Origin of the sequence: Gluconobacter oxydans (genome assembly GCF_006539685.1) — a bacterium.
GTDB classification, from domain to species: Bacteria; Pseudomonadota; Alphaproteobacteria; order Acetobacterales; family Acetobacteraceae; genus Gluconobacter; species Gluconobacter oxydans.
Map to the genome: position 1 here is coordinate 109,493 of NZ_BJNM01000003.1, position 23,912 is coordinate 133,404.

The window sequence follows — 23,912 nt, forward strand, 5'->3', positions numbered from 1 at the left end:
AGACCGGAACCCCTTCCATGTCAGTGCCCTGCATTCTCGCCGGAGAAATCAGGTGCCTCGAGACCGGAGGCCTCAAGCTGGGCAGCCAGCGCTGCCTTCAGACGGTCAAGCCCGGCGTCGTCACGCGCTTCCGCCCGGGCCACCAGAACGGCTTGGGTGTTAGAAGCCCGAAGCAGCCACCAGCCATCGGGCGTATTGACGCGAACACCGTCAATTTCGGACACATCCGCGCCCTCTCGCCGCAGACGTTCGGCCACTTCCGTGATGACCTCGAACTTGCGTTTGTCATCGCAGTTGAAACGAAGCTCAGGCGTCGTAACCGTCACCGGCAGGCTGTCGCGGAAATCCGAAAGCGGTCCCGGCAGACGCGAGACAATCCCAAGAACCCGCACGGCAGCGTAAAGCGCATCATCAAAACCGTACCACTTGTCGGCAAAGAAGATATGCCCGGACATCTCGCCCGCCAGCGGAGAGCCGGTTTCAGCCATCTTGGTCTTGATGAGCGAATGACCCGTCTTCCACATCAGCGGCTGTCCACCAGCCTTTGCGATCTCGTCGAAGAGGATCTGGCTGGCTTTTACATCCGCGATGATCGTAGCCCCCGGATGACGGCTCAAAACGTCCTGCGCCAGCAGAACCAGCATCTGGTCACCCCAGAAGATCTGGCCGCGATTGTCGACAATACCGATCCGGTCCGCATCACCATCAAAGGCAATCCCCAGATCGGCCTGCTTTTCGTCCACAACGCGGATCAGGTCCTGAAGATTTTTCTCGACCGTCGGATCGGGATGATGGTTCGGGAAATGCCCGTCGATCTCTCCGAACAAAACCGTATGCTCGCCCGGAAGACGCTCGACCAGACGGCTGAGCACGACACCCGCTGCGGAATTGCCATTGTCCCAGACCACCCGAAGCGGCCGGATACCATCATAGTCCTGTACAAGCCGGTCAATATAACGGTCGGAAATATCGATTTTAGTCGCAGTTCCGTTCGTCGCGGGAAGAACGTCGCCGGATGCGGACAGACGGCCCAGTTTTCGGATCTGGTCACCGTAAAACGGTTTGCCGCCCATCATCATCTTGAAGCCGTTGTAATCGGGTGGATTATGGCTCCCCGTGACCATGACGGCACCATCGGCGCTATCCGCCACGGAGGCGAAATAGAGCATGGGCGTCGGCCCACATCCGATCCGCGTCACTTCCGCTCCGGATTCGACGGCGCCCCGGACCAGCGCCTCTTCCAGCGTCGGCGAAGACAGACGGCCGTCATATCCGACCACAATCCGCTTTCCACCGGCGCGGATCACCATGCTCGCGAATGTGCGACCAATGGCGAACGCGTCGGCCGGATGCAGCGTCTTTCCGACGATCCCGCGGATATCATATTCCCGCAGGCTCGTCGGATCGAAATCATGCCGGAATGGCATCAGGGGGCGTCCACATACTGCTTGTACTTCTTGAGGAACGCCTTCACGGACCCGCCAAGATCCTCACGGTCGATCGAGAAGGCGATCTGGGCTTCGAGGAAGCCGGCCTTGTCACCGCAGTCATAGCGCGTGCCTTCATAGCGCAGACCGTGGAACGGCACTTCACCGATCGTCTTGGCCATCGCATCCGTCAGCTGGACTTCATTGCCCGCGCCACGCTCCAGCTTCGCCAAATACTTCATGACGTCCGGCGTCAGCACATAGCGACCGATGATGGACAGGTTCGAGGGGGCATCTTCCGGAGCCGGCTTCTCGACCAGTCCCTTGACCTCGACCAGCTTACCGTCGTCGCTGCCGACGTCCAGAATGCCGTAGCGGTTCGTATGCTCAGACGGAACTTCCGTGACTGCCACGACATTGCCGCCGGTCTGGTTGTAGGCCTCGACCAGCTGACCGATGCAGCTGCGTCCCTTGACGATATCGTCCGGGAGCAGAATGGCGAACGGATCGTCCCCGATGAACGAACGCGCACACCAGATCGCATGACCCAGGCCCAGCGGCTCCTGCTGCCGCACGGCCACAAGGGAGCCCGCTTCCACACTGCTGGGTGCAAGCGCTTCAAGTGCGCTCTTCTTGCCGCGCTCCTTGAGCGTTGCTTCAAGTTCATAAGCAATGTCGAAATAATCGATCAGGCTGTCTTTGCCACGACCGGTCACCAGACAGAATTCTTCAATCCCGGCTTCGCGGGCTTCATCGATCGCGTACTGGATCAGCGGCTTATCGACGACAGGAAGCATTTCCTTCGGCATGGCCTTGGTCGCAGGCAGGAACCGCGTACCGAGACCGGCAACAGGAAGAACAGCTTTTTTCAGTGGCTTGATCACGAAACCTCACACATCAGCCGAAAATGACGCCCGACCGCCGAACAGGAAGTCCAGGCGCTCTCAAGGACGCAACGAGGAATAACCCTGTCTCAGTAGTCTGGCAACAAGATGGCACAGACTAAAGAACAGCAAGGAAACGCTTCGTTCCCCTGTGGGGTTTATTTTCGTGATGTCTGATTTTTACTGGGATGTCTGATTTTTACTGGGATACACCGACATCTGAATGTCAGTGGTGCGGCCGAGAAGACTCGAACTTCCACGGGGTTGCCCCCACAAGCACCTCAAGCTTGCGCGTCTACCATTCCGCCACGGCCGCCCCGTGACAAACGACCCTGCTTCGTGCATGACCGTCCGGTGTGGAAGGGGCTATAGCTGATGCCGAAAACGAGGGCAATGACCCGAAATGAGATTTGTGAAGAAATTTTGTGGAAATCTTCCCCGGGACTGACTCCCTACCCCGAGGCCCTGACCTTCATGGAGGAGCGTGCGCGGGCCATTCATCAGGGGACAGCAGAACCGCTGGTCTGGCTTGTCGAGCATCCTCCCGTCTTTACGGCAGGCACCTCCGCCAAAGATGCGGACCTCTACAATCCTCACGGCTACCCGACCTATTCCGCCGGACGCGGCGGCCAGTGGACCTATCACGGACCGGGGCAAAGGCTCGGTTATGTCATGATGGATCTGACGAAGCCGAACGGCACCGTCCCGTCCCGCGACCTGCGCGCTTTTGTCGCGGGACTGGAAGGCTGGATGACCGACACCCTCGCCCGGCTCGGCGTCACGGCCTTTACCCGAGAGGGCCGGATCGGCGTCTGGACGATCGATCCCCTCACGGGCCTGGAAGCCAAGATCGGGGCGCTGGGCATCCGCGTCAGCCGGTGGGTCAGCTGGCATGGCGTTTCGATCAATGTCAGTCCCGATCTGACAGATTTCGATGGAATCGTGCCCTGCGGCATCCGCGAGTTCGGTGTCACCAGTCTCCAGCGATTCGACAGCAGCCTGACGATGGCGGATCTCGATGACGCCCTCGCCGCCGCATGGCCCGGACGGTTCGGCTCTATTCCGCAGGCGGCGTGAAGACGGACGGGGCGATGGCCACGCCCTGCTGCACAGCGGAAAGCTCCACCACGAAATGATGCTGTCGGGCATCCACGCCCTGCAACCCGATCAAACCGAGCTGACCGTTCACCTCCGAAAACTGGATCGTCAGCAGCCCCTGGGACGGATTATCCGCCTGCGCGACCGAAATCTGCAGCGACCCGTCCCCATGCCGCACATCCGTAACCTGCACGTCACCATCGAACCGGATCGGATATTTCAGCAGCAGGCCGAGCGGATTGTGACGCAGCGACAGATGCGTGACAGCGCCCGTTGCCGGATCATCGAGCACAAGGTGCCCGTCACCCGCGACGAGTTCCATCGGATGCGGCGCCACATAATCCAGCCTCAGATGCCCCGGAATATAGGAAAAACGCCCCGCGCTCTCCCCGGCATCCGGCCCATGTTGCAGGAAGGCGGCCTGCAGTCCCTGAACACCGTTCAGATAGGCCTCGATACGATGCACGTCGTCCTGCTCGGCCGCAGGCAGGTGGCCATAGCCACCCGTCGCACAGCCTGACAGCAGAAGGAGGGCCAGCAGAGCACGTTTCATGGGGTTTTCTCTCCATGCAGAACCAGCGACAGCGCATGCAGCCCGGAGCTGAATTCCGCAGCCAGCAGACCATTGACCAGCCGATGGCGCGCCACCCGGTTCAGTCCGTCAAACCGCGCACTTGTGATGGCGACATTGAAATGCGTCTCCCCACCGCCCCCAAGAGCTTTCGCCCCGGCATGATGCGCATGACGGGCGCTGTCATCCTGGATCTCGAGTGTCGTGGGCGAAAGTTCCCGTCGAAGGATCGCCTCGATCCTTTCCCGTCGGATGGAGTGCGGCGCGGAAGAGCGTGAAGCTGTTTCAGACATGATGAAAATCGTCCAGCTGGAGGAATGGCCGCTTGCATCGTGCGGCTGTGATTGCCCATATCAGACACCATGCAGCGCAAATCCACCAGACACCGGGCCTTCGATCCCGATCCTGACGCGCCGGAACAGGTCTGCGACCATCCGGGCTGCAACGAACCTGCGGGCTACCGTGCGCCGCGCGGGCGCGATGCCCTGCGCTCGTATTTCTGGTTCTGCCTTGAGCATGTCCGCGAATACAATTCCCGCTGGGATTTCTATCGCGGTATGACGCCGGGCCAGATCGAAGCGCATCTGCGGGCTGACGTCTCATGGCAGCGCCCGTCCTGGAAGCTCGGCACCGGCACGGCCAACAAGGCCGAGTTCAACGAGGATGACATCCTCGACCCGCTCGACATTCTTGGCGCGACCCGCCACAGCCGGGCCGAACGGGCGAAAGATGCGGCCCGGCAGCGCGCGTCTGCCCAGACCGCCGGAATCCCCGAGCCCCTGCGCCAGCCCCTTGCGACCCTGGACCTGACATGGCCTGTCTCTTTCGATGACGTGAAAACCCGCTATCGCGCCCTCGCCCGCCAGCATCATCCCGATGCCAATATCGGCGATGCGAAATCCGAAGAGCGTTTCAAAGCCATCGGCTCGGCCTATGCCGTGCTGAAAGTCCATTTTACGCGACAGGATGATTTCGTTTCCTGAATTTTTAGACTGGAACACAGGACGCCGAGGCTCCATCTTCTCCAGAACGTCCTGATCCAAGAGCCAGAGAAAGCCCAAGAGTCCCATGAGTGATTTCGCGACGATTGACACCCCGGAAGCCGTGACCACCGCTGAAAATGCCGCGGTCCCGACCAGCGTTCTCGGCGCTCCCGATCTCATGGTCTCCTCGGCAGAAGTCTTCGGCATCCGCACGGACATGCAGGTTCCGGCCTATTCCGTACGCACGGAACATGTCCCCGACATCGACCCGTCCTACAAGTTCGACGAGGACACCACCCGGGCCATTCTCGCGGGATTTGCCTTCAACCGGCGCGTCATGGTCCAGGGCTTCCACGGCACCGGCAAGTCCTCCCATATCGAGCAGATCGCCGCACGCCTGAACTGGCCCTGCGTCCGGATTAACCTCGACAGCCATGTCTCGCGGATCGATCTGATCGGCAAAGATGCGATCGTGCTCAAAGACGGCAAGCAGATCACGGAATTCCGCGAAGGCCTGCTGCCCTGGTGCCTCCAGCATCCCTGCGCCCTGATCTTCGACGAATACGATGCCGGCCGCCCGGACGTGATGTTCGTTATCCAGCGCGTGCTGGAAGCCGAAGGGCATCTGACCCTTCTGGACCAGAACCGCGTCATCCGTCCGAACCCCGCTTTCCGTCTGTTCGCGACCGCCAACACGGTGGGTCTGGGTGATACGACCGGCCTGTATCACGGCACCCAGCAGATCAATCAGGGCCAGATGGACCGCTGGAACATCGTCGCCACCCTGAACTACCTGCCGCTGGAACAGGAAGTCGGCATCGTCACGTCCAAGCTGAAGATCCCCGCAGAAGACAAGGACGCCACGACGCTGGTCGAGCGGATGGTCGCCCTGGCGAACCTCACGCGCTCCGGCTTCATGGCCGGCGACATCTCGACCGTCATGTCCCCGCGCGCCGTCATCGCCTGGGCGGAGAACAACCGCATCTTCAACGACGTGGCGTTCTCCTTCCGCCTCACCTTCCTCAACAAATGCGATGAGGCCGAGCGCGGAATCGTGGCGGAATACTACCAGCGCTGCTTCAACGCCTCACCGCTGGCCTGATCCCTTGTCTGCTCCCAAGACTTCCCTCACCGACGAAGAACGGCAGGAACGCTTCCGTCAGGCCACCATCGCCACTCTGCGCGCCATGGGCGGAGCGCCGGAGCAGGGCGTGGATTTTCAGGGGGCCGTCAACGGAAGCCGCCAGAACGCCGCCGCTGCCGGCAATGTGGAACTGCCCTATCTGTCGCGCCACATGCACGACTGGGAAATCCGCAAGATCCGGGGGGCAGCGGATTCCGCTGCCCTGCGGATGCGGTACCATGCCCAGAAAGACGCAGGCGCACCGGCTGAGCCCGTAGCCCGTCAGGCGTTCGATGCGCTGGAACAGGCCCGTTGCGAGGTCTACGGCTCGCGCCACATGGCAGGCGTACGCGCCAATCTGGAACAGCGTGTCGCCCAGCATTGCGCCGAACTTGGCTGCAACCGGATGAAAACGCGCGAGGACATGCCGGCTCCCGTCGCGCTGGATCTCCTTGCCCGAGAAGCCATGAGCGGCCATCCCATGCCTGTTCAGGCCGGAGCGGCTCTGGATGAATGGCGCGCGTCCCTGACGCCCGCGGCAAAAGCCGCACTCGCCGACATGGCCCGCACCCAGAGCGACCAGACGGCCTTCGCTCGCGCCACAACCCGCTTCCTCGGCGCCTGCAAGCTCACAACCGTCCCCGATGAGGACGAAGAGCAGATGGCCCCGTCTGATCTGCCGTCCGACGAAGGGGAAACGACGGACAGCGACGCACCTGAGGCAGAAGGTCAGGACCAGCAGGCCCCTGCCGCCACCGAAGAGGAAGAAGACGGCTACCAGCCCGAGAGCGGAGAGACTGGCCTTTCCGGCGAAAGCGAAGCCACGGAATCCGCCGAGATGTCGGAAGACGGCACCGAAGAAGCTGCCGGACCTTCAGACCAGCAGGCCGACACCGGCCCTTCCGAAGCTCCCAATACCTATAAAGCGTACACCACCGATTTCGACGAGGAAGTGAACGCCTCCGATCTGTGTGACGCCGACGAACTGGACCGTCTGCGTCAGAAACTCGACCAGCAGATGTCCCAGCTCCATGGCCTGGTCTCACGCCTTGCACACCGGCTGCAACGCCGCCTCATGGCGCAGCAGCAGCGCCGCTGGGAGTTCGAGCAGGAAGAAGGCATTCTCGACGCCGGGCGCCTGTCCCGCGTCGTGACCAATCCGACCCTTCCGCTCTCGTGCAAGCATGAATGCGAGACGGAGTTCCGCGACACGGTCGTCACTCTCCTGATCGATAATTCAGGCTCCATGCGTGGCCGCCCGATCGGCACGGCCGCCATCTGCGGCGACATTCTGGCCCGCACGCTCGAACGCTGCGGCGTGAAGGTCGAAGTTCTTGGGTTCACGACCCGCCAGTGGAAAGGTGGCCAGAGCCGTGGGCGCTGGCTTAAGAACGGACGCACGCCCCAGCCGGGGCGCCTGAACGATTTGCGCCACATCATCTACAAGGATGCCGACACGCCCCTGCGGCGCGCCCGGCGCAATCTGGGCCTGATGCTGCGCGACGGTCTGCTCAAGGAAAACATCGACGGCGAAGCCCTGCTCTGGGCCTGGAAACGGCTGCGCCGCCGCCCGGAACACCGCCATATCCTGATGGTGATTTCCGATGGCGCGCCGGTCGATGACAGCACGTTTTCCGCCAATCCGCACAACTATCTGGAAGACCATCTGCGAAAGGTGATCGCCTGGATCGAGGCGGATCGCGGGACGGAACTTCTGGCCATCGGCATCGGCCATGACGTCACGCGCTATTATCGCAACAGCGTCACCATCAGCTCCGCCGAAGACCTCGGCGGAACCATGATGGCCCAGCTCAGCGCCCTGTTCGCGCCTGCAGGCGCTCGTCGCGCAGCGCAATAACGGCGTCCAGCATCCGGTCGGTATGGACGGTCGTGGTCCGGTGATTGACGATCGCCGCCCGCACCGCCAGCCGACCGTTGATCTTCGTCGTGGACGGCGCGGCGATCCCGCTTTCATGCAGATCCTGCACCAGTTCCGAGACTTCGGCATCTTCAAGACCGTCGATCCCGAAGCAGACGATATTCAACGTCACCGGCGCCAGCAGAACCAGCCCGTCCGTCCGCTCCACGCGCCGCGCCAGATCGGCAGCCACGTCACAGCATGTTTCGACCATTTCTCCCATGCGCCCGGCCCCGTAATGGCCCAGCGTCATCCAGACCTTGAGCGCCCGGAAGCCGCGTGACAGATCCGGCCCGAAGTCACAGAACCAGGGCGCCCCGGCCGCAAGCCCGCGCTCTTCACGCACGAGATAATCCAGGGACTGCGCAAAAGCCGCCGCATGTTTACGGCTGTCGCGCACCAGAACGCAGCCCGCGTCATAGGGAACCTGCGCCCATTTATGGAAATCAAAAGCCAGACTGTCTGCTTTCCCTATCCCGGCAAGCTGCGGCTGAAAGCGCGATGAAAGACAGGCCAACGCCCCGAATGCCGCATCCACATGGAACCAGAGGCCAGCCTCACGAACGACCGCCTCGATCGCCACCAGATCGTCAATCGCCCCGCAGTCAACGGTTCCGGCCGTGCCCGCAACCATGAACGGCACGAAACCGGCCTTCCGGTCCTCGGCGATCATGTCCCGCAAGGCGCTGACATCCATACGATGATCCGCCAGAACGGGGACACGCCGCAGCACTTCGCTTCCCAGCCCTGCCAGATCAAACGCCCGCGGCAGACATCCATGAGCAGTCGTCGCGGCATAACCCACGAGCCTGCGGCCAGCGATGCCTTCCTTCCGGATGGACAGGTCCTGCGCCCGGCTTGCCGTGATCACGCTGATGAAATTGGCCATGGACGAGCCCGTTACCAGACAGCCCGAACCGTCCTGCGGCATGCCGACCATCTGCAGGGCCCAGCGAATAACCTCACGCTCGACCTCGATCGGCGCGTGATCGCGTCCACCACAATTCGCATTCAGGCCACCAGCCAGCATTTCCGCCAGCATCCCGACCGGTGTACCCGCGCCATGCACCCATCCCATGAAACCGGGATGTGTATTCCCCACACCATAAGGCACGACCAGATCAAGATAACGCCCGTACAGATCGTCGAGGGAATGTCCCTTTTCCGGCAATCCTTCCTTCAGAGCCTGCCGGGCAGAAGATGGCATGGGTCTCCAGACGGGCCCCTCTCCCACATGCTCCATGCGGTCAAAAACCTCGTCCAGCATCCGGTGCCCGATGTCACGAATGTCGCGCCAGTCGGTAGGGTCCAGTCCGGCCATGATTATCCCTTCACCTGAAATCCGTCAGGTGTCTGCGATACAGGGCCGCCCGGTCGATGTCACGTCAGGAAAAACGCTCAGAACAGCGCAGAATAGAGTGACGAACTGCTGTCGCTACTCGAGTTCCCGGTAAAGAGGGAAAGAATGCTCGTGCTAGACCCGCTCCCGCCATAGAGGGTCAGCATGCTTGCAGGCGTCGTGCTCGTAACGGGGTGGATCTGCAGCAAGGCAAGATATTGCTGCGCGAACTGCTGGATTCCCTGTTTCGTACTGAGTTTGGACATATCCAGCTTCGATCCAAGCAGACGGACCTGCTGATCATAATCCAGGGCACCGAACTGTGTCGTGTCAAAACCGGAGACAACCTCAGCCACTTTCAGGAGCTTCGGATCCGCCATCACATTGGCAAGAGTCATATCCGTCGTGGCCGTCCGGGTGAAATACAGCGCATCCCCCAGGCCCGGCGTTTCTGTCTGCAGGCTGTCTTCGTAACTGTTGGTCAGGTAGCTCTGCGTGATGCTCTGCACGGTGTCGGAAGACGCCAGGGGGGAAGTCGACCAGTCGGAAAAGGCATTCGCAAACGCCTTCCAAGCCGAATTTCCGCTGGTCTGGGCCAGGGATTTGGACGAGGTCGGATCCTGCGTCATGAGATCCTTGAGGACCGCCGTCTGACCAATGACAGAAGACATTCCATAGGCCCCGAGCACTACCGTGAGGGCCTTGTAGTTTTTCAGAAGCTGCTCCGGTGTCTTGATCGAAGCCGCATCCTTCTGGAAGGCCGTGACGGCCTGCTGGGCGGAGACGCTTGTTTTTTCCCACTTGTTCGCCGAAGAGTCTTCATCCTTGATGATGGAGACATACTGCGGAATGGCGGGCATGGCGGAAATGGAGGAAGACACGCGCGTTTCTCCGAAAAAGGAGTAGGTCCGTCACTCTATCTCCCCATTCCCTAATACAGTCTTAACGTCTCCTGTCCTTCTCCACAGTCCGGAACCCCCTCATGTCCATTCGCCTGCCCCTGCTCGCCGCCACTGCCGCGCTTCTGATGCCGGTTATGGCCAGCGCCTCCACCCTTTCCGGTCTGCCGGAATCCTGCTTCACCTACGAACTTTCCGGCACGAAGGCCGCCACGCATGGCCTGACGGCAAAAACCCTGCATGCGACCCTGACCGGCACCGACATCACGCTCGACATCCGCGGCGTGAACCTGTCCGATCCGTCCGGGCACGTTGAAAGCGCCACCCTGGAGCGCTTCAACGCCGTGGCAGCCTATGCCGCACTCAGCGCCTTCCGTGGCGGGATCAGCGCGGCCTGCAAGGACCAGAGCCTGACGATCAACAGCAGCGATATCCGCAGCGGAACCCCGCAGGCCGCCTGGACAGACGTCACGCTGGCTCGCCCCGGCCACAACATGACCATCCGCAAGGCTTCAATCCAGGCTGTCCAGACCACGCCGGACCTGCGACTGAAGGTCGAAGGCACGGGCATCCATGACACCAAACAGCCCCTCATGCCCACGCAGCTTTCGGCAGACCTCACGATCCAGGGTCTCGATACCGCACGCCAGCAGATCACGATCAACGCCCTGCACGCCGTCTCCGGCAGCAGCGCCATCGACGGCAAGGGCAGCATCGAACCCGGCGCAACAGCCTCCACCTCAGCCGCGGACCTGCATGTCAGCGTCACGAATGTCGACACCCTGATCGGCGAAATCCGCGACACGGCCTCGAAGAAGGTCGTGGCCGCCCTGACGATCGCCCGGCTGATGGGCCGTCAGAGCGGCGATGCGACATTGTGGGACATCGGGCTGAGTGGCGGTGTTGTGACCGTCAACCGCATCCCGCTGCCGTTCTCAGTCCCCTGATTTCGCCGCCTCAAGCTTGCGGATCATCTTGCACAGGACGGTCGTGACCTTCTTGGCATAGCCAATGCGGGTCGCGTTCGTCATTTCGCGGATAACCGCAAGCTTGTGATCGGGGCGGATCTTCACGCCCGATTCCTTCTTGCGCGTCACCCAGTCAATCAGCGCAGCCGGATTGCGGAAACGGTTGCGGCGGAACTGGATCACCATGCCCTTCGGCCCGGTTTCCAGACGTTCCACGCCAGCCTCACGGCACAGACGCTTGATCAGGACCACATCGAGCAGATTGCCCACTTCCGGCGGAAGCGATCCGAAACGGTCCACAAGTTCCGCCCGCATGGCCTCGACCTCGGCCTCGTTCGTCAGTGACGCAATGCGCCGATAGAGCCCCAGACGCACCGGAAGATCCGGCACATAGGCCTCGGGGATCAGGACCGGCAGGCCGAGAATGATGTTCGGGGTCCAGCTGTCCTCGTCGTCCTGACGTTTGCCGCGCTCACGGCGCATATCGATCACGGCATCTTCGAGCATCTGTTGATACAGCTCGATTCCGACTTCCTTGATATGCCCGGACTGCTCATCACCCAGCAGGTTGCCTGCACCGCGCAGGTCTAGGTCATGGGAAGCCAGCGTGAAGCCTGCCCCCAGCGAGTCCAGCGTCTGCATAACCTCAAGACGCTTTTCCGATGACGGAGACAGCGGACGTGTTTGCGGCCAGGTCATATAGGCGTAACCGCGCTGCTTGCCCCGTCCGACACGTCCACGAAGCTGATAGAGCTGCCCCAGCCCGAACATATCCGCGCGGTGAATGATGATCGTATTCACGCTCGGCATATCCAGCCCGCTTTCCACGATATTGGTGGAGAGCAGAATGTCGTATTTTCCGTCCGCGAATTCCGTCATAACGCGTTCGAGTTCGGTCGGCGTCAGACGTCCATGGGCCTGAACTGTCTTGGCGTCCGGTACGATTTCCGTCAGGCGCTCGGCCATCCGGTCCATATCTGCCAGGCGCGGCACGACGCAGAAAATCTGGCCGCCGCGGAACCGTTCGCGCTGAATGGCCTCGCGGATCATGACGCTGTCGAACGGCGTGATGAATGTGCGCACTGCCAGACGGTCCGTCGGCGGGGTCGCGATCAGGCTCATTTCGCGGACGCCGGACAGCGAAAGCTGAAGCGTTCTGGGCAGCGGCGTGGCTGACAGGGTCAGGACATGCACGTCCTCACGCAGCGCCTTCAGACGCTCTTTATGCGCCACACCGAAATGCTGTTCCTCGTCGATGATCAGCAGGCCCAGACGCTCGAAGGACACAGTCTTGGCCAATAGCGCATGAGTGCCGACCACGATATCCACCGTACCATCCGCCATGCCCTCACGGACCTTCGTGGCTTCCTTGGGCGTAATCAGGCGTGAGAGCTGCGCCACGTTGACCGGAAAGCCCTCGAACCGTGCCGAGAAGCTGCGGAAATGCTGGCGGGCCAGCAGCGTCGTCGGCACCACGACCGCGACCTGCATCCCCGAAAGTGCAGCCACGAACGCCGCCCGCAGCGCCACTTCCGTCTTGCCGAAGCCCACATCGCCACAGACCAGCCGATCCATCGGCCGGCCGGCGCTCATGTCTTCCAACACGTCTGCAATCGCGCGGGACTGGTCTTCCGTCTCCACAAACGGGAAGCGCGCGCAGAACTCGTCCCACAGTCCTTCGGCCGGTGCGAGCGTCGGCGCATCCTTGAGCGCACGGGCCGCGGCTGTCTTGATCAGCTCACCCGCCATGACGCGGATGCGCGACTTCATCTTGGCTTTACGCGCCTGCCAGGCCGTGCCGCCCAGCTTGTCGAGCTGAACACCCACCTGTTCGGAGCCAAAACGGCTCAGAAGTTCGATATTCTCGACCGGCAGGAGAAGCCGCTGTTCCCCGTCATAGAGGATCGACAGATAGTCATGCGCAACCCGGCCTTCGACGACCGTTTCAAGCCCGACATAGCGCCCGATCCCGTAATCGGAATGAACAACCAGATCCCCTTCCGCGATCTCGCCGACCTGCGAGATGAACTGCTCGCCACGCTTGCGGCGACGGGGGGGACGGGAAATCCGCTCGCCCAGAAGATCCTGCTCGGAGACGAAGCACAGACGGTCCGAGACAAACCCGCGCTCCAGCCCCAGCGTCAGCAGGCCGGTCGTGCCCTTCGGCATTCCTGCCGCATCCGGCCAGTCTTCATAGGACGTCGTCGTAACACCATGCTCGGCCAGAAGATGCGAAATCCGCTCACGCGATCCGCGACTCCAGGCTGTGACGTAGGTTCTGCGTCCTGCCTCGGCCCAGGTCTTTACCTGCTGTCCGAAGGCTTCAAACATCCCGGCCCGGCTTCCGTCCTTGGCGCGCGCGAACAGCGGTCCGGGGCGATAGCCGGCATCCACGCCCTGAGCCGTATCCGGCATGGCAAATGCATTGAGGATGACGGAAGGCACATCCGCCAGCATCGACTCCCAGCCGTGAGCATCCAGATACAGCCTGTGCGGCGGCAGCGGACGATACAGAATTTCGCCCTCACGCGTCGGCACACGGCGGGCCTGATAATGATCGGCTATCATGTCCAGCCGCGCCTTGAGGATTTCCGGCGCGTGATGATCGAAGCTGACTGCCCCGCCCGGCAGATAATCCAGCAGCGTTTCCATCTGGTGCCCGTCACCGTCATGAAACAGCGGCAGGTAATGCTCCAGGCCAGGATAACGCCGGCCGTCGGAGACATTCTCGTAGATCGTATCGGATGTTGCCGCGGGGCCAAACGAATCGCGCCAGCCTGTCCGGAAGCGGCTGATGCTGTCGGGGCCCAGCGAGAATTCGGACACGGGGCGCAGTTCGAAGCACTTCAGGGTCTCAGTGGAGCGCTGCGTTCCAACGTCAAACGCACGGATGTTCTCGACCTCGTCCCCGAACAGGTCCAGCCGGATCGGATCACTTTCGCCGGCCAGAAACAGGTCGAAGATGCCGCCCCGTGTCGCGAACTCGCCCGCTTCCATGACCGTATCGGTCCGGGTGTAGCCGTTGGCGATCAGCAGTTCGATCAGCATCGCCTGATCGAGGCTCTCACCCGTCTTCACGCTGATGGACTGCCCCCGGAACGCCGAGCGCGGAGGAACGCGCTGGATCAGACTATGCACGGTCGTCAGCACAATCCGCCGCGCCTTGGTGGGCTCCAGCAGACGGCACAGCGTCCCGGCCCGTTCAGCAATCAGAACCGGATTGGGCGAAACGCGGTCATAAGGCAGACAGTCCCAGGCTGGCAGGCGCAGAACTTCCACTTCCGGCATGAGCCAGGCCAGCATATCGGCCAGCGCGGCCACGGCGGCGTCATCGCGAGCAACGTGGAGCAGAGGTCCGTCATGCTCGGCGAGACGCTGGCGGAGAAGAAAGGCCACACTGCCATCCGGCACGCCCCAGACGGTCGGTCCGAAAGACCTGCCGAAGGACGCTGTGGACATTTCACGGGTCATGGTTTCGTTTTGTTCCATCCTGCTAATGCCCTATACCTGCCGTTCCATCGCCTGTCAGCCCGAGGAGCACGGGAAGCGCCCGTTGTCACGATGCCGTCCGAACAGTTCCTGCAGTCTCTTCCATCCCATTTCGACAAAGAACAGCGCAACGAAGCATGGAACGACCGTCTCGCTCCCCTCTTCGCATCGCTGACGAGCCTGCCCGGCATCGGCCCCCGGCACGCTACCCTGCTGGAGAAAATCGCGGGCGGCCGACGCGTTCTGGACCTGCTGTTCACTCTGCCCGAACGGGTTGTTGACCGGCGTATTCTGCGCACAGTCGCAGACGGATACAATCTCGCGCCCGGCGAAATCCTGACAGCCCATGTGCGTGTCCTCGCCCTGCGCAAGGCCGGGCGCCCCGGACAGCCCTCCATCATCCGTACCGAAGACGACACCGGAAAGCTCGATCTGGTCTTCTTCCAGACGCGCAACATGCCCAGCCCCACGATCGGCGCCGAACTCCTCGTCTCCGGCAAGACCGGCACGTTTCAGGGCGAGCTGACGATGCCACAGCCCGACCATGTTGTAAGCTGGGCCAAGCGCGACAGTTTCCCCTCGCTCGAACCCGTCTGGCCCCTGACTGCGGGCCTGTTTCCCTATACGGTCCGCAAGGCCATGCGTGCCGCTCTGGCACTCCTTCCCGACTTGCCGGAATGGCTGGACCCGGCTCTCGTTACCCAGCGCAAGTGGCCGTCCTTCACGCAGGCCCTGCGCCTGATGCAGTCCCCCGAGATCATCCCGCCGGAAATCGCCTGGGAGCCTGTCCGCAACCGCGCCCTGTCCCGTCTCGCCGCCGATGAACTGCTGGCCGATCAGCTCTGTTTCGGTCTCGCCCGCCTCAAGGCCCGCGAACGGCACGGACGCAGCTTCCCCGGCACCGGCGAACTCCAGGCCGAAATGCTGCGCCGCTTTGGCCATAAACCCACCCACGCCCAGACACTGGCGATTGCCGAAATCGCCGCAGATCTCTCCGCCTCAACCCCCATGATGCGTTTGCTTCAAGGCGATGTCGGGGCAGGCAAGACCTTTGTCGCCATGAACGCCATGCTCCAGACCGTCGAGTCCGGGGCACAGGCCGCTCTGATGGCGCCTACCGAAATCCTTGCCCGCCAGCATTTTGAAACGCTCTCCCGTCTCTGCCCGACCGAATGCGTCTATCTGAGCGGCACCATCAAGGGCGCGGCCCGGCGCAAGACCCTCGCTGCCATCGCGGATGGAACTGCAAAGATTGTCGTCGGCACCCACGCCCTGTTTCAGGACGGCGTGACCTTCCACGACCTCGGCCTTGCCGTTATCGACGAGCAGCACCGATTCGGCGTCCGCCAGCGAATGAATCTGAGCGCCAAGGGGGAAGCGACCGACATCCTCGTCATGACGGCGACCCCCATTCCCCGCACGCTCCAGCTCATGGAATGGGGTGAAATGAGCGTCAGCCGTCTGGACTCGAAACCGCCGGGCCGTCAGCCGATCCGCACGACCCTCCACAGCATGGACTCGCTCGACAGCGTACTCGCCGGCATCAGCCGCGCCCTGCGCGATGGTGTGCAGGTCTTCTGGGTCTGCCCTCTCATCGAAAACAGCGAGACACAGGCCGCAGCAGCGGCGGAAGAACGATGGGCGTCGCTGGAGCAGCGCTTTGAAGGGCTCGTCGGCCTTGCTCACGGCAAACAGGACATTACCGTCCGTCAGGAGGCGCTGGACAGGTTCCGTCTGGGTAAAACACGCCTTCTTGTCGCTACCACCGTCATTGAAGTGGGCGTGGACATCCCGGCGGCTTCGGTCATGGTCATCGAACAGGCCGAGCGCTTCGGTCTGGCCCAGCTTCACCAGCTTCGCGGGCGCGTCGGGCGCGGCTCGAAACAGTCCTTCTGCCTACTGCTCCACGACAGGGCTGCCACACCGACCGCTGTTCGACGCCTGAGCCTTCTGCGCGACACGAATGACGGTTTCCTGATCGCCGACGAGGACTACAGAATCCGTGGCGGCGGCGACATTGCGGGGGACAGGCAGTCCGGACTTCCCGGCTTCCGTCTGGCGCAGGGCGCGCGTCTCAGCCTGCTGCTGACGGCCATGCAGCAGGACAGCGAGCGTGAAATCGCCCGTAACCCGCATCTGGAAGGTCCCCGCGGTCACGCACTCAGACTTCTTCTGGAAATATTTGACCGGAATGATCCGGACAGACTTCTGATTTCCGGTTAGACAGAAAAGTTCATGAGGATATAATGCCGCTACTTGATCAGTAATGCATTCAACTGAATTTCATGGAGTACACGCGTGATGAGCAGTCCTGCCAGAGACGCTCAGAAAGAGACTTCACACGAATACTCTGGCACCTCTTCGGATCGCCGATCCCTGCTTTTTCGTCTGCTTCTGCCCGCGACGGGCGGGTCGGCAGTCGCGTTGCTGGACCTCTCCGCAAGCGGCACCCCGGATATTCTCCATGCCATCGGCCCCCTTCCGCTAGCACTGCAGAAAGCGGCTACGGGAAAGATCATTCTTTCATCGGAACAGAATCGGAATGGCGACACTCCGTTTTCTTGCCCGTTACCCGATGACTTTTCCCTTATCGGATACCCCGTCCCCACAAGTTCGAGTGACGGCAAGTCCGGACTGTTTCTGGTCGCGCTCTGTCCACCGGGCGGACGTTTCTCGGCCACGGCTGGCCGCGCCCTGCAGGACGTCGCAGGCGAGCTTGCCAACGAGACTGCCGACTATCCGGGAAAATCCTCCTTGCCGGACCGCGAGGAAAGCCTCCGCGTCCTTCATCAGTTCATTGAACGGACAGGCAAGCTCTCACGCCGTGCCGTGTTCAGCCTGATCCATCTCAACCTGGATCATCTCTCGCTGATCAACGACCGCTATGGATGGGACACGGCTGACCTGATCCTCGCGGAAATGATCCGCCGCCTCAGAGCCGTTCTGCCGGAAGGCTGTTTCCTCAGCTCGATCGGCGGCGGCCATTTCATGGTCCTGACACCGCCGGGCACCACAGCCGTCACGACCCGTTCCCTGGTCAATGCGATCCTGCAGATCTCAAGCACACCCGTGTCGCTGGATATGGGCGCCATTCCGTTCTCGATTTCAGCAGGATGGAGCGTTTATCCGCAGGATGCAGGAGACGCGAACCAGCTGATCCTCGCTGCCCGCGCAGCCCTGACCGAAGCCAATCGCACTGGAGGTGGTCATGAGCGCCGCGCCAATGCGGAACTGACGAACACCTATGCCATCACGTCAAACCTTGAGAAGGATCTGCTCAAAGCGGTCGAAGACGATGCCCTCTTTCTGAAATGGATGCCCATCGTCGATACGGCTTCCCAGAAGATCGTCGGACATGAGGCGCTTCTGCGCTGGACCCGACCGGGCCATGGTGAAGTAGCCCCCAATCTCTTCATCCGTTATGCCGAGGAAGTCGGCATGATCGAGGCACTCGACAGCTGGAGCCTGCGCAATGCCTGCCTGGCCGCCCTGCGCTGGCCGACTCCGCTGCGTGTGTGTGTGAATGTCTCGCCGGTCTGGCTGGTCAATGAACGGCTTGCCCCGCTCGTCGATACCGTCCTGACCGAGACCGGCCTTCCGCCCGGAAGACTGCAAGTCGAACTGTCCGAATGCCGTCCCTTCGGTCCTTCCGACATCGCCTTTCGCGAGCTCTCCCGCGTCCGCGCGCTGGGTGTGCGCCTTGCCATCGACGACTTCGGGGCCGGCTATTCCTCACTGGAGCGGCTGCGGATCTATCCTCTGGACCAGATCAAGCTCGACCGCGCCTTCGTCCAGTATCTGGGTGAAGACATGCGTGCCGACGAGATCATGTACGCCATTCTCTCCCTTGCCCGCTCCCTGAACATCACCTGCTGCGCGAAAGGTGTTGAAACCGAACACCAGATGGCCCTGCTCGATGCCAATGGCTGCGAGGAAGTCCAGGGTTACCTGCTGGGGGCTCCGGTCCGGGACAGCCACGTCCCGCATCTCGCCCAGGCATGAAAAAAGGCCGCTTCCCGTAAGGAAAGCGGCCTTTTCAGCCCCCGGTCCGGAAACGTCAGAACTTGACCGAAAGCTTGAGCGATCCGTAGTTGAACAGACCCGCCTTCTGCGTCTCGAACTGTGCCGTCTGCCAGTTCTGGCTGTAGGACAGGCGCACGCCGTGCCACATGACAGCCACACCGGCATGGATCTCACCCACATCCCAGACCTTCTCGACGTGAGGCGCATTGGGGCGGACCGTGCTGCCCTGAAGCGTCACGTCATAGCCCACGGCCTGGCCTTCGACACCGCCGTAGAAATACCAGGCAAAAGGACGGGTCGCGCGGAACGCATCCGTGCCGTCGAGTCCCGGTCCGATCGTCGCATTGCCGAAGTCACTGTCCAGACCCTGACCGATGCGGAACGTCGTCGCCACATCGGCATAGGTCCGGTAATCACCCGCCGCACCCGAGATCGCCGGCAGCACGTCGGCATGAATGCCATAGACATTCAGGACAGGCACGCGCCAGATCCGGCCGGCCTGAACCTGAAAGATCGGCTGATTGGCGAGCTGGTGTGACCAGCCGGTGCTCGGCGTATCGCTGATGGCCTTGTGAAAGCCGTTCTGGACCTGACGCCCGAGTCCCGACGGACCAAGCATGCCGAACTGGATTCCCATTACGGTCCGGGAAAGATCCGTATCATTGATGAGGTTCACGGTTCCCAGCAGCAGCCCGGCATAAGGGCGGTCACCCTGCGGCGGATTATCGGCCTGGGTGTCACGCGGCGTGTCGATGATCTGCTGCAGACCGATGCTGATACGCTGTACGCCATCGCCCATCAGGATATGGTTCAGCTTCGCGATAGGCCGCGGAAGATTGTCCGTTCCCGATGTCCAGTTGATGCGCAGACCGGACGTATAATACTGATCCGACGTCCCTTTCAGCGTGGAAATCGCGTCATTCTCACCCTGGACGGTCCAGGTTCCGTACGGATCCTGCAACGGCGTGGCCATGGCGGTGGAAGACAGCGCCAGCACGGCAGTGGCTCCAATGGAAAAAGTCAGTCGGCTTCGCATGGGCACCTCTGTTACGCGCGGGATCGGGAACCACCAAGTACTGGGAAACGTGTGTATGTCATTTTCACGACCGGAATCAAAGTGTCGACGGGTCTCATCCCAATCTTAAAATTAGCGCGAGTTATGTTTCAGCCCCATATTCCCTGTGGCAGAGAAGGAAAAAAGCGTGCTAGGGATTGCTGCAGGAGAGAAACAACGTCGTTTTTTTCCAAATTTTTGAAATTACGTCACGGCAGGGTCCGCCCTATCATGACACCCCAGTCTCGGGATTAGACCGTTGAGAAACAATAGAACCGACCGCAGCAGCTTCAACTCACCTCGCCGCGGCGGGTTTGACGACACATACTCGTCCCAGCCGTCCTATGGCGATCGTGGAGGCTTTGGTGGTGGAAATGGTGGTGGCGGCTACGGCGCGCCCCGTCGTAACAGCTTCGTCGCAGCTTCAGGCCCGGAAATCAGCTCCCGCGTGAAGTGGTTCAACACCGAGAAGGGTTTCGGTTTCGTTGAACTGTCCGATGGCTCGGGCGACATCTTCCTGCACGCCAACGCCCTCACCAATGCTGGTGTCAGCAACGTGAACCCGGGCGCGACCGTTGTGGTCCGCATCGGCCAGGGCCCGAAGGGCCGTCAGGTCGCTGAAGTCCTCTCCGTTGACGAGAGCACGGCAGAAGCACCGCGTCCCCGCGCTGCTTTCGGTGATCAGCCCCGCTTCGGTGGTGCACGTCCGGGCCGTCCGGCTCCGGACCTGTCCCGCGCTGAAGACATGCGTGGCACGGTCAAGTGGTACAACGCCACGAAGGGCTTCGGCTTCATCACCCCGGAATCCGGCGGCAAGGACATCTTCGTCCATGCCTCCGCTCTCGAGCGTTCGGGCCTGCCGACGCTTGACGAAGGCCAGACGATCAACGTCAAGGTTGTTCAGGGCCAGAAGGGTCCGGAAGCTGCTGAAATCAGCGCTGACTGAACGACCCGGACTTCGGTCTGAGTAAAAAAAGCCGCTGCCAGCTTCTGCTGCAGCGGCTTTTTTCATGCCGGCACTGCGGCCCAGACAATAAAAAAAGGCCGGAAGAATCCGACCTTTTTTCAATCATCATTCCCAGAGCAAACCGGCTCAGTAGTCCTTGCCGCTGCTCCGGACCAGTCGCGCCTTGTCCCGCTTCCAGTCACGTTCGGCTATGGCATGCCGCTTGTCTTCCTTGCGACGTCCCTGCCCCAGGCCCAGCGTCACTTTCGCCATGCCACGGGCATTGAAATGAATATCAAGCGGCACCAGACTGGCGCCCGCACGGCTGACAGCGCCCAAAAAATGCGCGATCTGCTTGCGGTGCATCAGCAGCTTGCGCGGAGCACGCGGCTCAAACCGGGAGAGAACGCCGCCCTGATATTCCGGAATATAGGAATTGAAGAGCCAGATCTCGCCGTCGCGCTCGGCAGCATAGGCTTCCGTAATCGTCGCCCGGCCGAGACGCAGGCTTTTCACTTCCGGCCCCTTCAGGACGATTCCGGCTTCGGTCGTTTCCAGAATCGTATAGTCAAACCGACCCTTGCGGTTCTGTGCGGCCATGCCATGGGAAATCATGCCGCTCTTGGTTTTCTTTCCGGCCATAGCTGTGATCAGTCCAGAAGCTCAAGCGAGCGGAGGGCCGCATCGATGGCCCGACGTGTCTCTTCCTGCGGCTCTACGAGGGGCAGGCGCAGCGTTGCATTGCACAGACCAAGTCTGGAAAGCGCATATTTCACCGGACCGGGATTGCTTTCCATGAACATGGCGTCATGCAGCGGCGTCAGGTGATCCTGAATAGCGATTGCATCCTCGATCCGCCCTTCCTGCCAGGCCAGGTGCATGTCCGCGCACAGATGCGGCACGACATTGGAGGTCACGCCAATGCAGCCGTCACCACCAGCAGCAAGAAAGGACAGAACGCTGTTGTCGTCACCGGAAAGCTGGTTGAACGGCTTGTCCACGGCACGACGCACTGCAATCGGCCGGGCCATATTGGCCGTCGCGTCCTTGGTTCCAACGATATTCGGGTGTTCGGCAAGACGCGCCATGGTCGCGACCGAGATATCCACGACTGACCGCCCAGGGATGCAGTACAGGAACATCGGCAGCGGCGTTGCATCGGCAATCGTCATGAAATGACGATACAGTCCTTCCTGCGTCGGCTTGTTGTAATACGGCACAACCACCAGCACGCTGTCAGCCCCGACCGAATGGGCGTGCTTTGCCATGAGAACGGCTTCAGAAGTGCTGTTGGAACCCGCACCGGCCATGACGCGCACGCGGCCGTTCGCCGTCTCAACGCAATGCGCCACGACGCGACCATGCTCCTCATGCGACAGCGTCGGGCTTTCGCCTGTCGTACCGGCTGGGATCAGTGCCGTGGTGCCTGCTTCGATCTGACGCTCGATCAGCTTTGCCGAAACGTCGAAATCGATCCGTCCGTCCGTATGCATCGGAGTGACCAGAGCCGTCAGCGACCCCTGATACATGCTCGTGTCAGCCATTGTTTCGCCTTCTGTCATGGGCTCTGCCTGTCCTGCCCTCACGCCCGGCGTGAGAGACTGCTTGGGTAAACACCCAGAATTCTCAGATCGTCGCTGACCTGCTCCAGTTCCGCGAGCGCCGCCGCCAGAGGGGCCTGTTCCGGATGTCCCTCGACATCCATCAGGAACTGCGTCGCTGCAAACGAGCCGTCCAGCATGTAGCTTTCGATCCGCGTCATGTTGATACCATGCCGGGAAAATCCACCCAATGCCGCATAGAGCGCACCCGGGCAGTTCCCGACCCGCATCAGCAGGGTCGTCAGCACATCTGTGCGCTCGGGCGAGGGAATGCAAGGTTTGCGGGCCACGCGATAAAAGCGCGTCGTGTTGTGCGAAGCGTCCTCGACATTACTCCGAAGCACCGTCAGTCCGTTCAGCTCGGCCGCCAGGGAAGACGCAATCGCCGCATCTTCCTTCCGTCCCCACTGCGCCACCATCTCGGCCGCACCGGCGGTATCGAACTGCGTTACTGGCTCCACACCCAGCTCGCTGATCAGTTTGCGAACCTGTCCCAATGCAACGGGATGTGTGTGTATCCGGCGGACATCTTCGATCTTCGCACCCGGCACGCCCAGAAGGCAGTGCTCGACGCGCTGGAAATATTCCCCGACGAGGTGAAGCCCGGCGTCCGGCAGAAGCGAATGAATGTCCGGCACACGCCCGGCCAGCGTATTCTCACAGGCCAGAAGCGCTTCGTCCGCCCGACCGTCATGCACGGCGTCGATCGCATCGGCAAAGGTCGGGCACGGCAGCGTGGTCCAGCCCGGTCGCGCCTGACGGCAGGCCAGATCGGAATAGGCGCCGGGACGGCCCTGAAATGCAATAACCGGCATCAGACCAATCCTCTCACATGCTCAAGATCAGCAGGCGTATCCACGCCCTGAGGCGCGTGGTCAATCCTCGCGCAGCCAATCGTCATGCCGGCTTCAAGCGCCCGCAGCTGTTCCAGACTTTCCCGGCGCTCCAGCGCGGAGGGCGGCAGCGTCACGAAACGCTCCAGCGCCGCGCGACGCCAGGCATAGATCCCGACATGATGCCAGTGCGGCCCCTCGCCCCACGGAATGGGCAGACGGGAGAAATACAGCGCACGCGCCACGTCCGCCCCGTCAAACGCGCAGGCAATCTTCACAACCTGGGAGGCATCATGCTCGGCATCGCTGGTCACGGGAGCCGCCAGTGTTCCGATATCGAACGTGGGATCTTCCAGTGGCTTCAGGACAGCAGTCAGACTGGACGGTTCGATCAGAGGCAGATCACCCTGAAGGTTGATCACCACATCGTGCCTGCCCTCGGGGTCCACCTCCGCAAGTGCGGCGTGCACACGGTCGGACCCGCTCGCCAGTCCCGAGTCGGTGAGCACACCCCGCACATCGGGAATATCCCTGATGACATCAAGGATTTCAGGATCCCCCGCTGCAACGACAACCGGTCCGGCCTTCGCCGCCAGCGCACGTCGGACCACCCGAACGATCATGGGCACGCCACCAATATCAGCGAGGGGCTTGCGCGGCAGGCGGGTCGAAGCAAGTCTGGAGGGGATAACGATGATCGGATGCATGGCCCCTCTGATGCCGCCCCCCAGAACGGGCGTCAATCTCATGCCACGC

General features: G+C 61.7%; 20 protein-coding genes and 1 tRNA gene. 8 read left to right on the forward strand and 13 right to left on the reverse strand.

The annotated features are described in order from the left end of the window. Nucleotides 1–20 precede the first annotated feature (20 nt). The 3 genes from pgmG to GOX01_RS02410 form a co-directional block, all read right to left on the reverse strand. Nucleotides 21–1,427, reverse strand: coding sequence for a phosphoglucomutase/phosphomannomutase PgmG (gene pgmG, locus GOX01_RS02400; protein WP_024717302.1), 1,407 nt, complete (start codon nt 1,425–1,427; stop codon nt 21–23). Further along, nucleotides 1,427–2,311 carry a UTP--glucose-1-phosphate uridylyltransferase GalU gene (gene galU / locus GOX01_RS02405; protein ID WP_024717301.1) on the reverse strand — a complete coding sequence of 295 codons (885 nt, stop codon included), beginning with the start codon at nt 2,309–2,311 and terminating at the stop codon, nt 1,427–1,429. Before galU ends, pgmG begins: the two co-directional genes overlap by 1 nt. A gap of 230 nt (nt 2,312–2,541) precedes the next feature. Then, nucleotides 2,542–2,627 (reverse strand) — tRNA-Leu (locus GOX01_RS02410). A gap of 59 nt (nt 2,628–2,686) precedes the next feature. Here GOX01_RS02410 and lipB point away from each other — a divergent pair. Beyond that, on the forward strand, nt 2,687–3,388 hold the full coding sequence (gene lipB / locus GOX01_RS02415) for a lipoyl(octanoyl) transferase LipB (RefSeq protein ID WP_011251647.1): 702 nt from the start codon (nt 2,687–2,689) through the stop codon (nt 3,386–3,388). Here the strand turns inward: lipB and GOX01_RS02420 are convergent. Continuing rightward, nucleotides 3,369–3,962 carry a LolA family protein gene (locus GOX01_RS02420; protein ID WP_011251648.1) on the reverse strand — a complete coding sequence of 198 codons (594 nt, stop codon included), beginning with the start codon at nt 3,960–3,962 and terminating at the stop codon, nt 3,369–3,371. The genes lipB and GOX01_RS02420 overlap by 20 nt on opposite strands. Then, nucleotides 3,959–4,273, reverse strand: a complete 315-nt coding sequence (locus GOX01_RS02425) for a BolA family protein (protein ID WP_011251649.1) — start codon at nt 4,271–4,273, stop codon at nt 3,959–3,961. The genes GOX01_RS02420 and GOX01_RS02425 overlap by 4 nt, the downstream gene beginning before the upstream one ends. A gap of 69 nt (nt 4,274–4,342) precedes the next feature. Here GOX01_RS02425 and GOX01_RS02430 point away from each other — a divergent pair, with 69 nt between their 5' ends. The 3 genes from GOX01_RS02430 (at nt 4,343) to GOX01_RS02440 (ending at nt 7,944) form a co-directional block, all read left to right on the forward strand. Further along, nucleotides 4,343–4,963: a DnaJ domain-containing protein gene (locus GOX01_RS02430; RefSeq protein WP_011251650.1), complete on the forward strand. Its 621-nt coding sequence runs from the start codon at nt 4,343–4,345 to the stop codon at nt 4,961–4,963. 85 nt (nt 4,964–5,048) lie between these two features. After that, complete coding sequence (gene cobS, locus GOX01_RS02435) at nt 5,049–6,065, forward strand: cobaltochelatase subunit CobS (protein ID WP_011251651.1); 1,017 nt, start codon at nt 5,049–5,051, stop codon at nt 6,063–6,065. 4 nt (nt 6,066–6,069) lie between these two features. Further along, entirely contained in the window at nt 6,070–7,944 is a 1,875-nt protein-coding gene (locus GOX01_RS02440; RefSeq protein ID WP_024717300.1) for a cobaltochelatase CobT-related protein, read from the forward strand. On the opposite strand, the gene GOX01_RS02445 is transcribed toward GOX01_RS02440, so the two are convergent. Together GOX01_RS02445 and GOX01_RS02450 are read right to left on the reverse strand one after the other, a co-directional pair. Next, nucleotides 7,898–9,325 carry a pyridoxal phosphate-dependent decarboxylase family protein gene (locus GOX01_RS02445; RefSeq protein ID WP_011251653.1) on the reverse strand — a complete coding sequence of 476 codons (1,428 nt, stop codon included), beginning with the start codon at nt 9,323–9,325 and terminating at the stop codon, nt 7,898–7,900. The two genes, GOX01_RS02440 and GOX01_RS02445, sit on opposite strands and share 47 nt — an antisense overlap. A 77-nt stretch (nt 9,326–9,402) precedes the next feature. After that, on the reverse strand, nt 9,403–10,224 hold the full coding sequence (locus tag GOX01_RS02450) for a DUF1217 domain-containing protein (RefSeq protein WP_011251654.1): 822 nt from the start codon (nt 10,222–10,224) through the stop codon (nt 9,403–9,405). 101 nt (nt 10,225–10,325) lie between these two features. On the opposite strand from GOX01_RS02450, the gene GOX01_RS02455 reads away from it, so the two are divergent. After that, on the forward strand, nt 10,326–11,189 hold the full coding sequence (locus GOX01_RS02455; RefSeq protein WP_011251655.1) for a hypothetical protein: 864 nt from the start codon (nt 10,326–10,328) through the stop codon (nt 11,187–11,189). Here GOX01_RS02455 and mfd read toward each other — a convergent pair. After that, nucleotides 11,178–14,699, reverse strand: a complete 3,522-nt coding sequence (gene mfd / locus GOX01_RS02460; protein WP_062269252.1) for a transcription-repair coupling factor — start codon at nt 14,697–14,699, stop codon at nt 11,178–11,180. The two genes, GOX01_RS02455 and mfd, sit on opposite strands and share 12 nt — an antisense overlap. A gap of 72 nt (nt 14,700–14,771) precedes the next feature. Between mfd and recG the strand changes: the two genes are divergently transcribed. Both recG and GOX01_RS02470 read left to right on the forward strand, forming a co-directional pair. Further along, on the forward strand, nt 14,772–16,922 hold the full coding sequence (recG, locus tag GOX01_RS02465; protein WP_228119083.1) for an ATP-dependent DNA helicase RecG: 2,151 nt from the start codon (nt 14,772–14,774) through the stop codon (nt 16,920–16,922). A 78-nt stretch (nt 16,923–17,000) separates the two neighbouring features. Continuing rightward, nucleotides 17,001–18,701 carry a putative bifunctional diguanylate cyclase/phosphodiesterase gene (locus GOX01_RS02470; RefSeq protein ID WP_011251658.1) on the forward strand — a complete coding sequence of 567 codons (1,701 nt, stop codon included), beginning with the start codon at nt 17,001–17,003 and terminating at the stop codon, nt 18,699–18,701. A gap of 55 nt (nt 18,702–18,756) precedes the next feature. Here GOX01_RS02470 and GOX01_RS02475 read toward each other — a convergent pair whose 3' ends face one another. Further along, entirely contained in the window at nt 18,757–19,758 is a 1,002-nt protein-coding gene (locus GOX01_RS02475) for a lipid A deacylase LpxR family protein (RefSeq protein ID WP_024717299.1), read from the reverse strand. A gap of 277 nt (nt 19,759–20,035) precedes the next feature. Here GOX01_RS02475 and GOX01_RS13310 point away from each other — a divergent pair, with 277 nt between their 5' ends. Further along, nucleotides 20,036–20,722 (forward strand): cold-shock protein, encoded by a 687-nt coding sequence (locus GOX01_RS13310; RefSeq protein WP_011251660.1) that lies wholly within the window; start codon nt 20,036–20,038, stop codon nt 20,720–20,722. Between the two features lie 147 nt (nt 20,723–20,869). On the opposite strand, the gene smpB is transcribed toward GOX01_RS13310, so the two are convergent. From smpB to GOX01_RS02500, 4 genes are read right to left on the reverse strand one after another with little or no spacing between them, the layout of a single operon-like run. After that, nucleotides 20,870–21,364 carry an SsrA-binding protein SmpB gene (gene smpB, locus GOX01_RS02485; RefSeq protein ID WP_011251661.1) on the reverse strand — a complete coding sequence of 165 codons (495 nt, stop codon included), beginning with the start codon at nt 21,362–21,364 and terminating at the stop codon, nt 20,870–20,872. Nucleotides 21,365–21,372: 8 nt separating this feature from the next. Further along, nucleotides 21,373–22,266: a 4-hydroxy-tetrahydrodipicolinate synthase gene (gene dapA, locus GOX01_RS02490; RefSeq protein ID WP_024717298.1), complete on the reverse strand. Its 894-nt coding sequence runs from the start codon at nt 22,264–22,266 to the stop codon at nt 21,373–21,375. A gap of 38 nt (nt 22,267–22,304) precedes the next feature. Then, nucleotides 22,305–23,138, reverse strand: a complete 834-nt coding sequence (locus GOX01_RS02495) for a prephenate dehydratase (protein WP_011251663.1) — start codon at nt 23,136–23,138, stop codon at nt 22,305–22,307. Beyond that, entirely contained in the window at nt 23,138–23,863 is a 726-nt protein-coding gene (locus GOX01_RS02500) for a 3-deoxy-manno-octulosonate cytidylyltransferase (RefSeq protein WP_011251664.1), read from the reverse strand. Before GOX01_RS02500 ends, GOX01_RS02495 begins: the two co-directional genes overlap by 1 nt. Nucleotides 23,864–23,912: the final 49 nt, after the last annotated feature.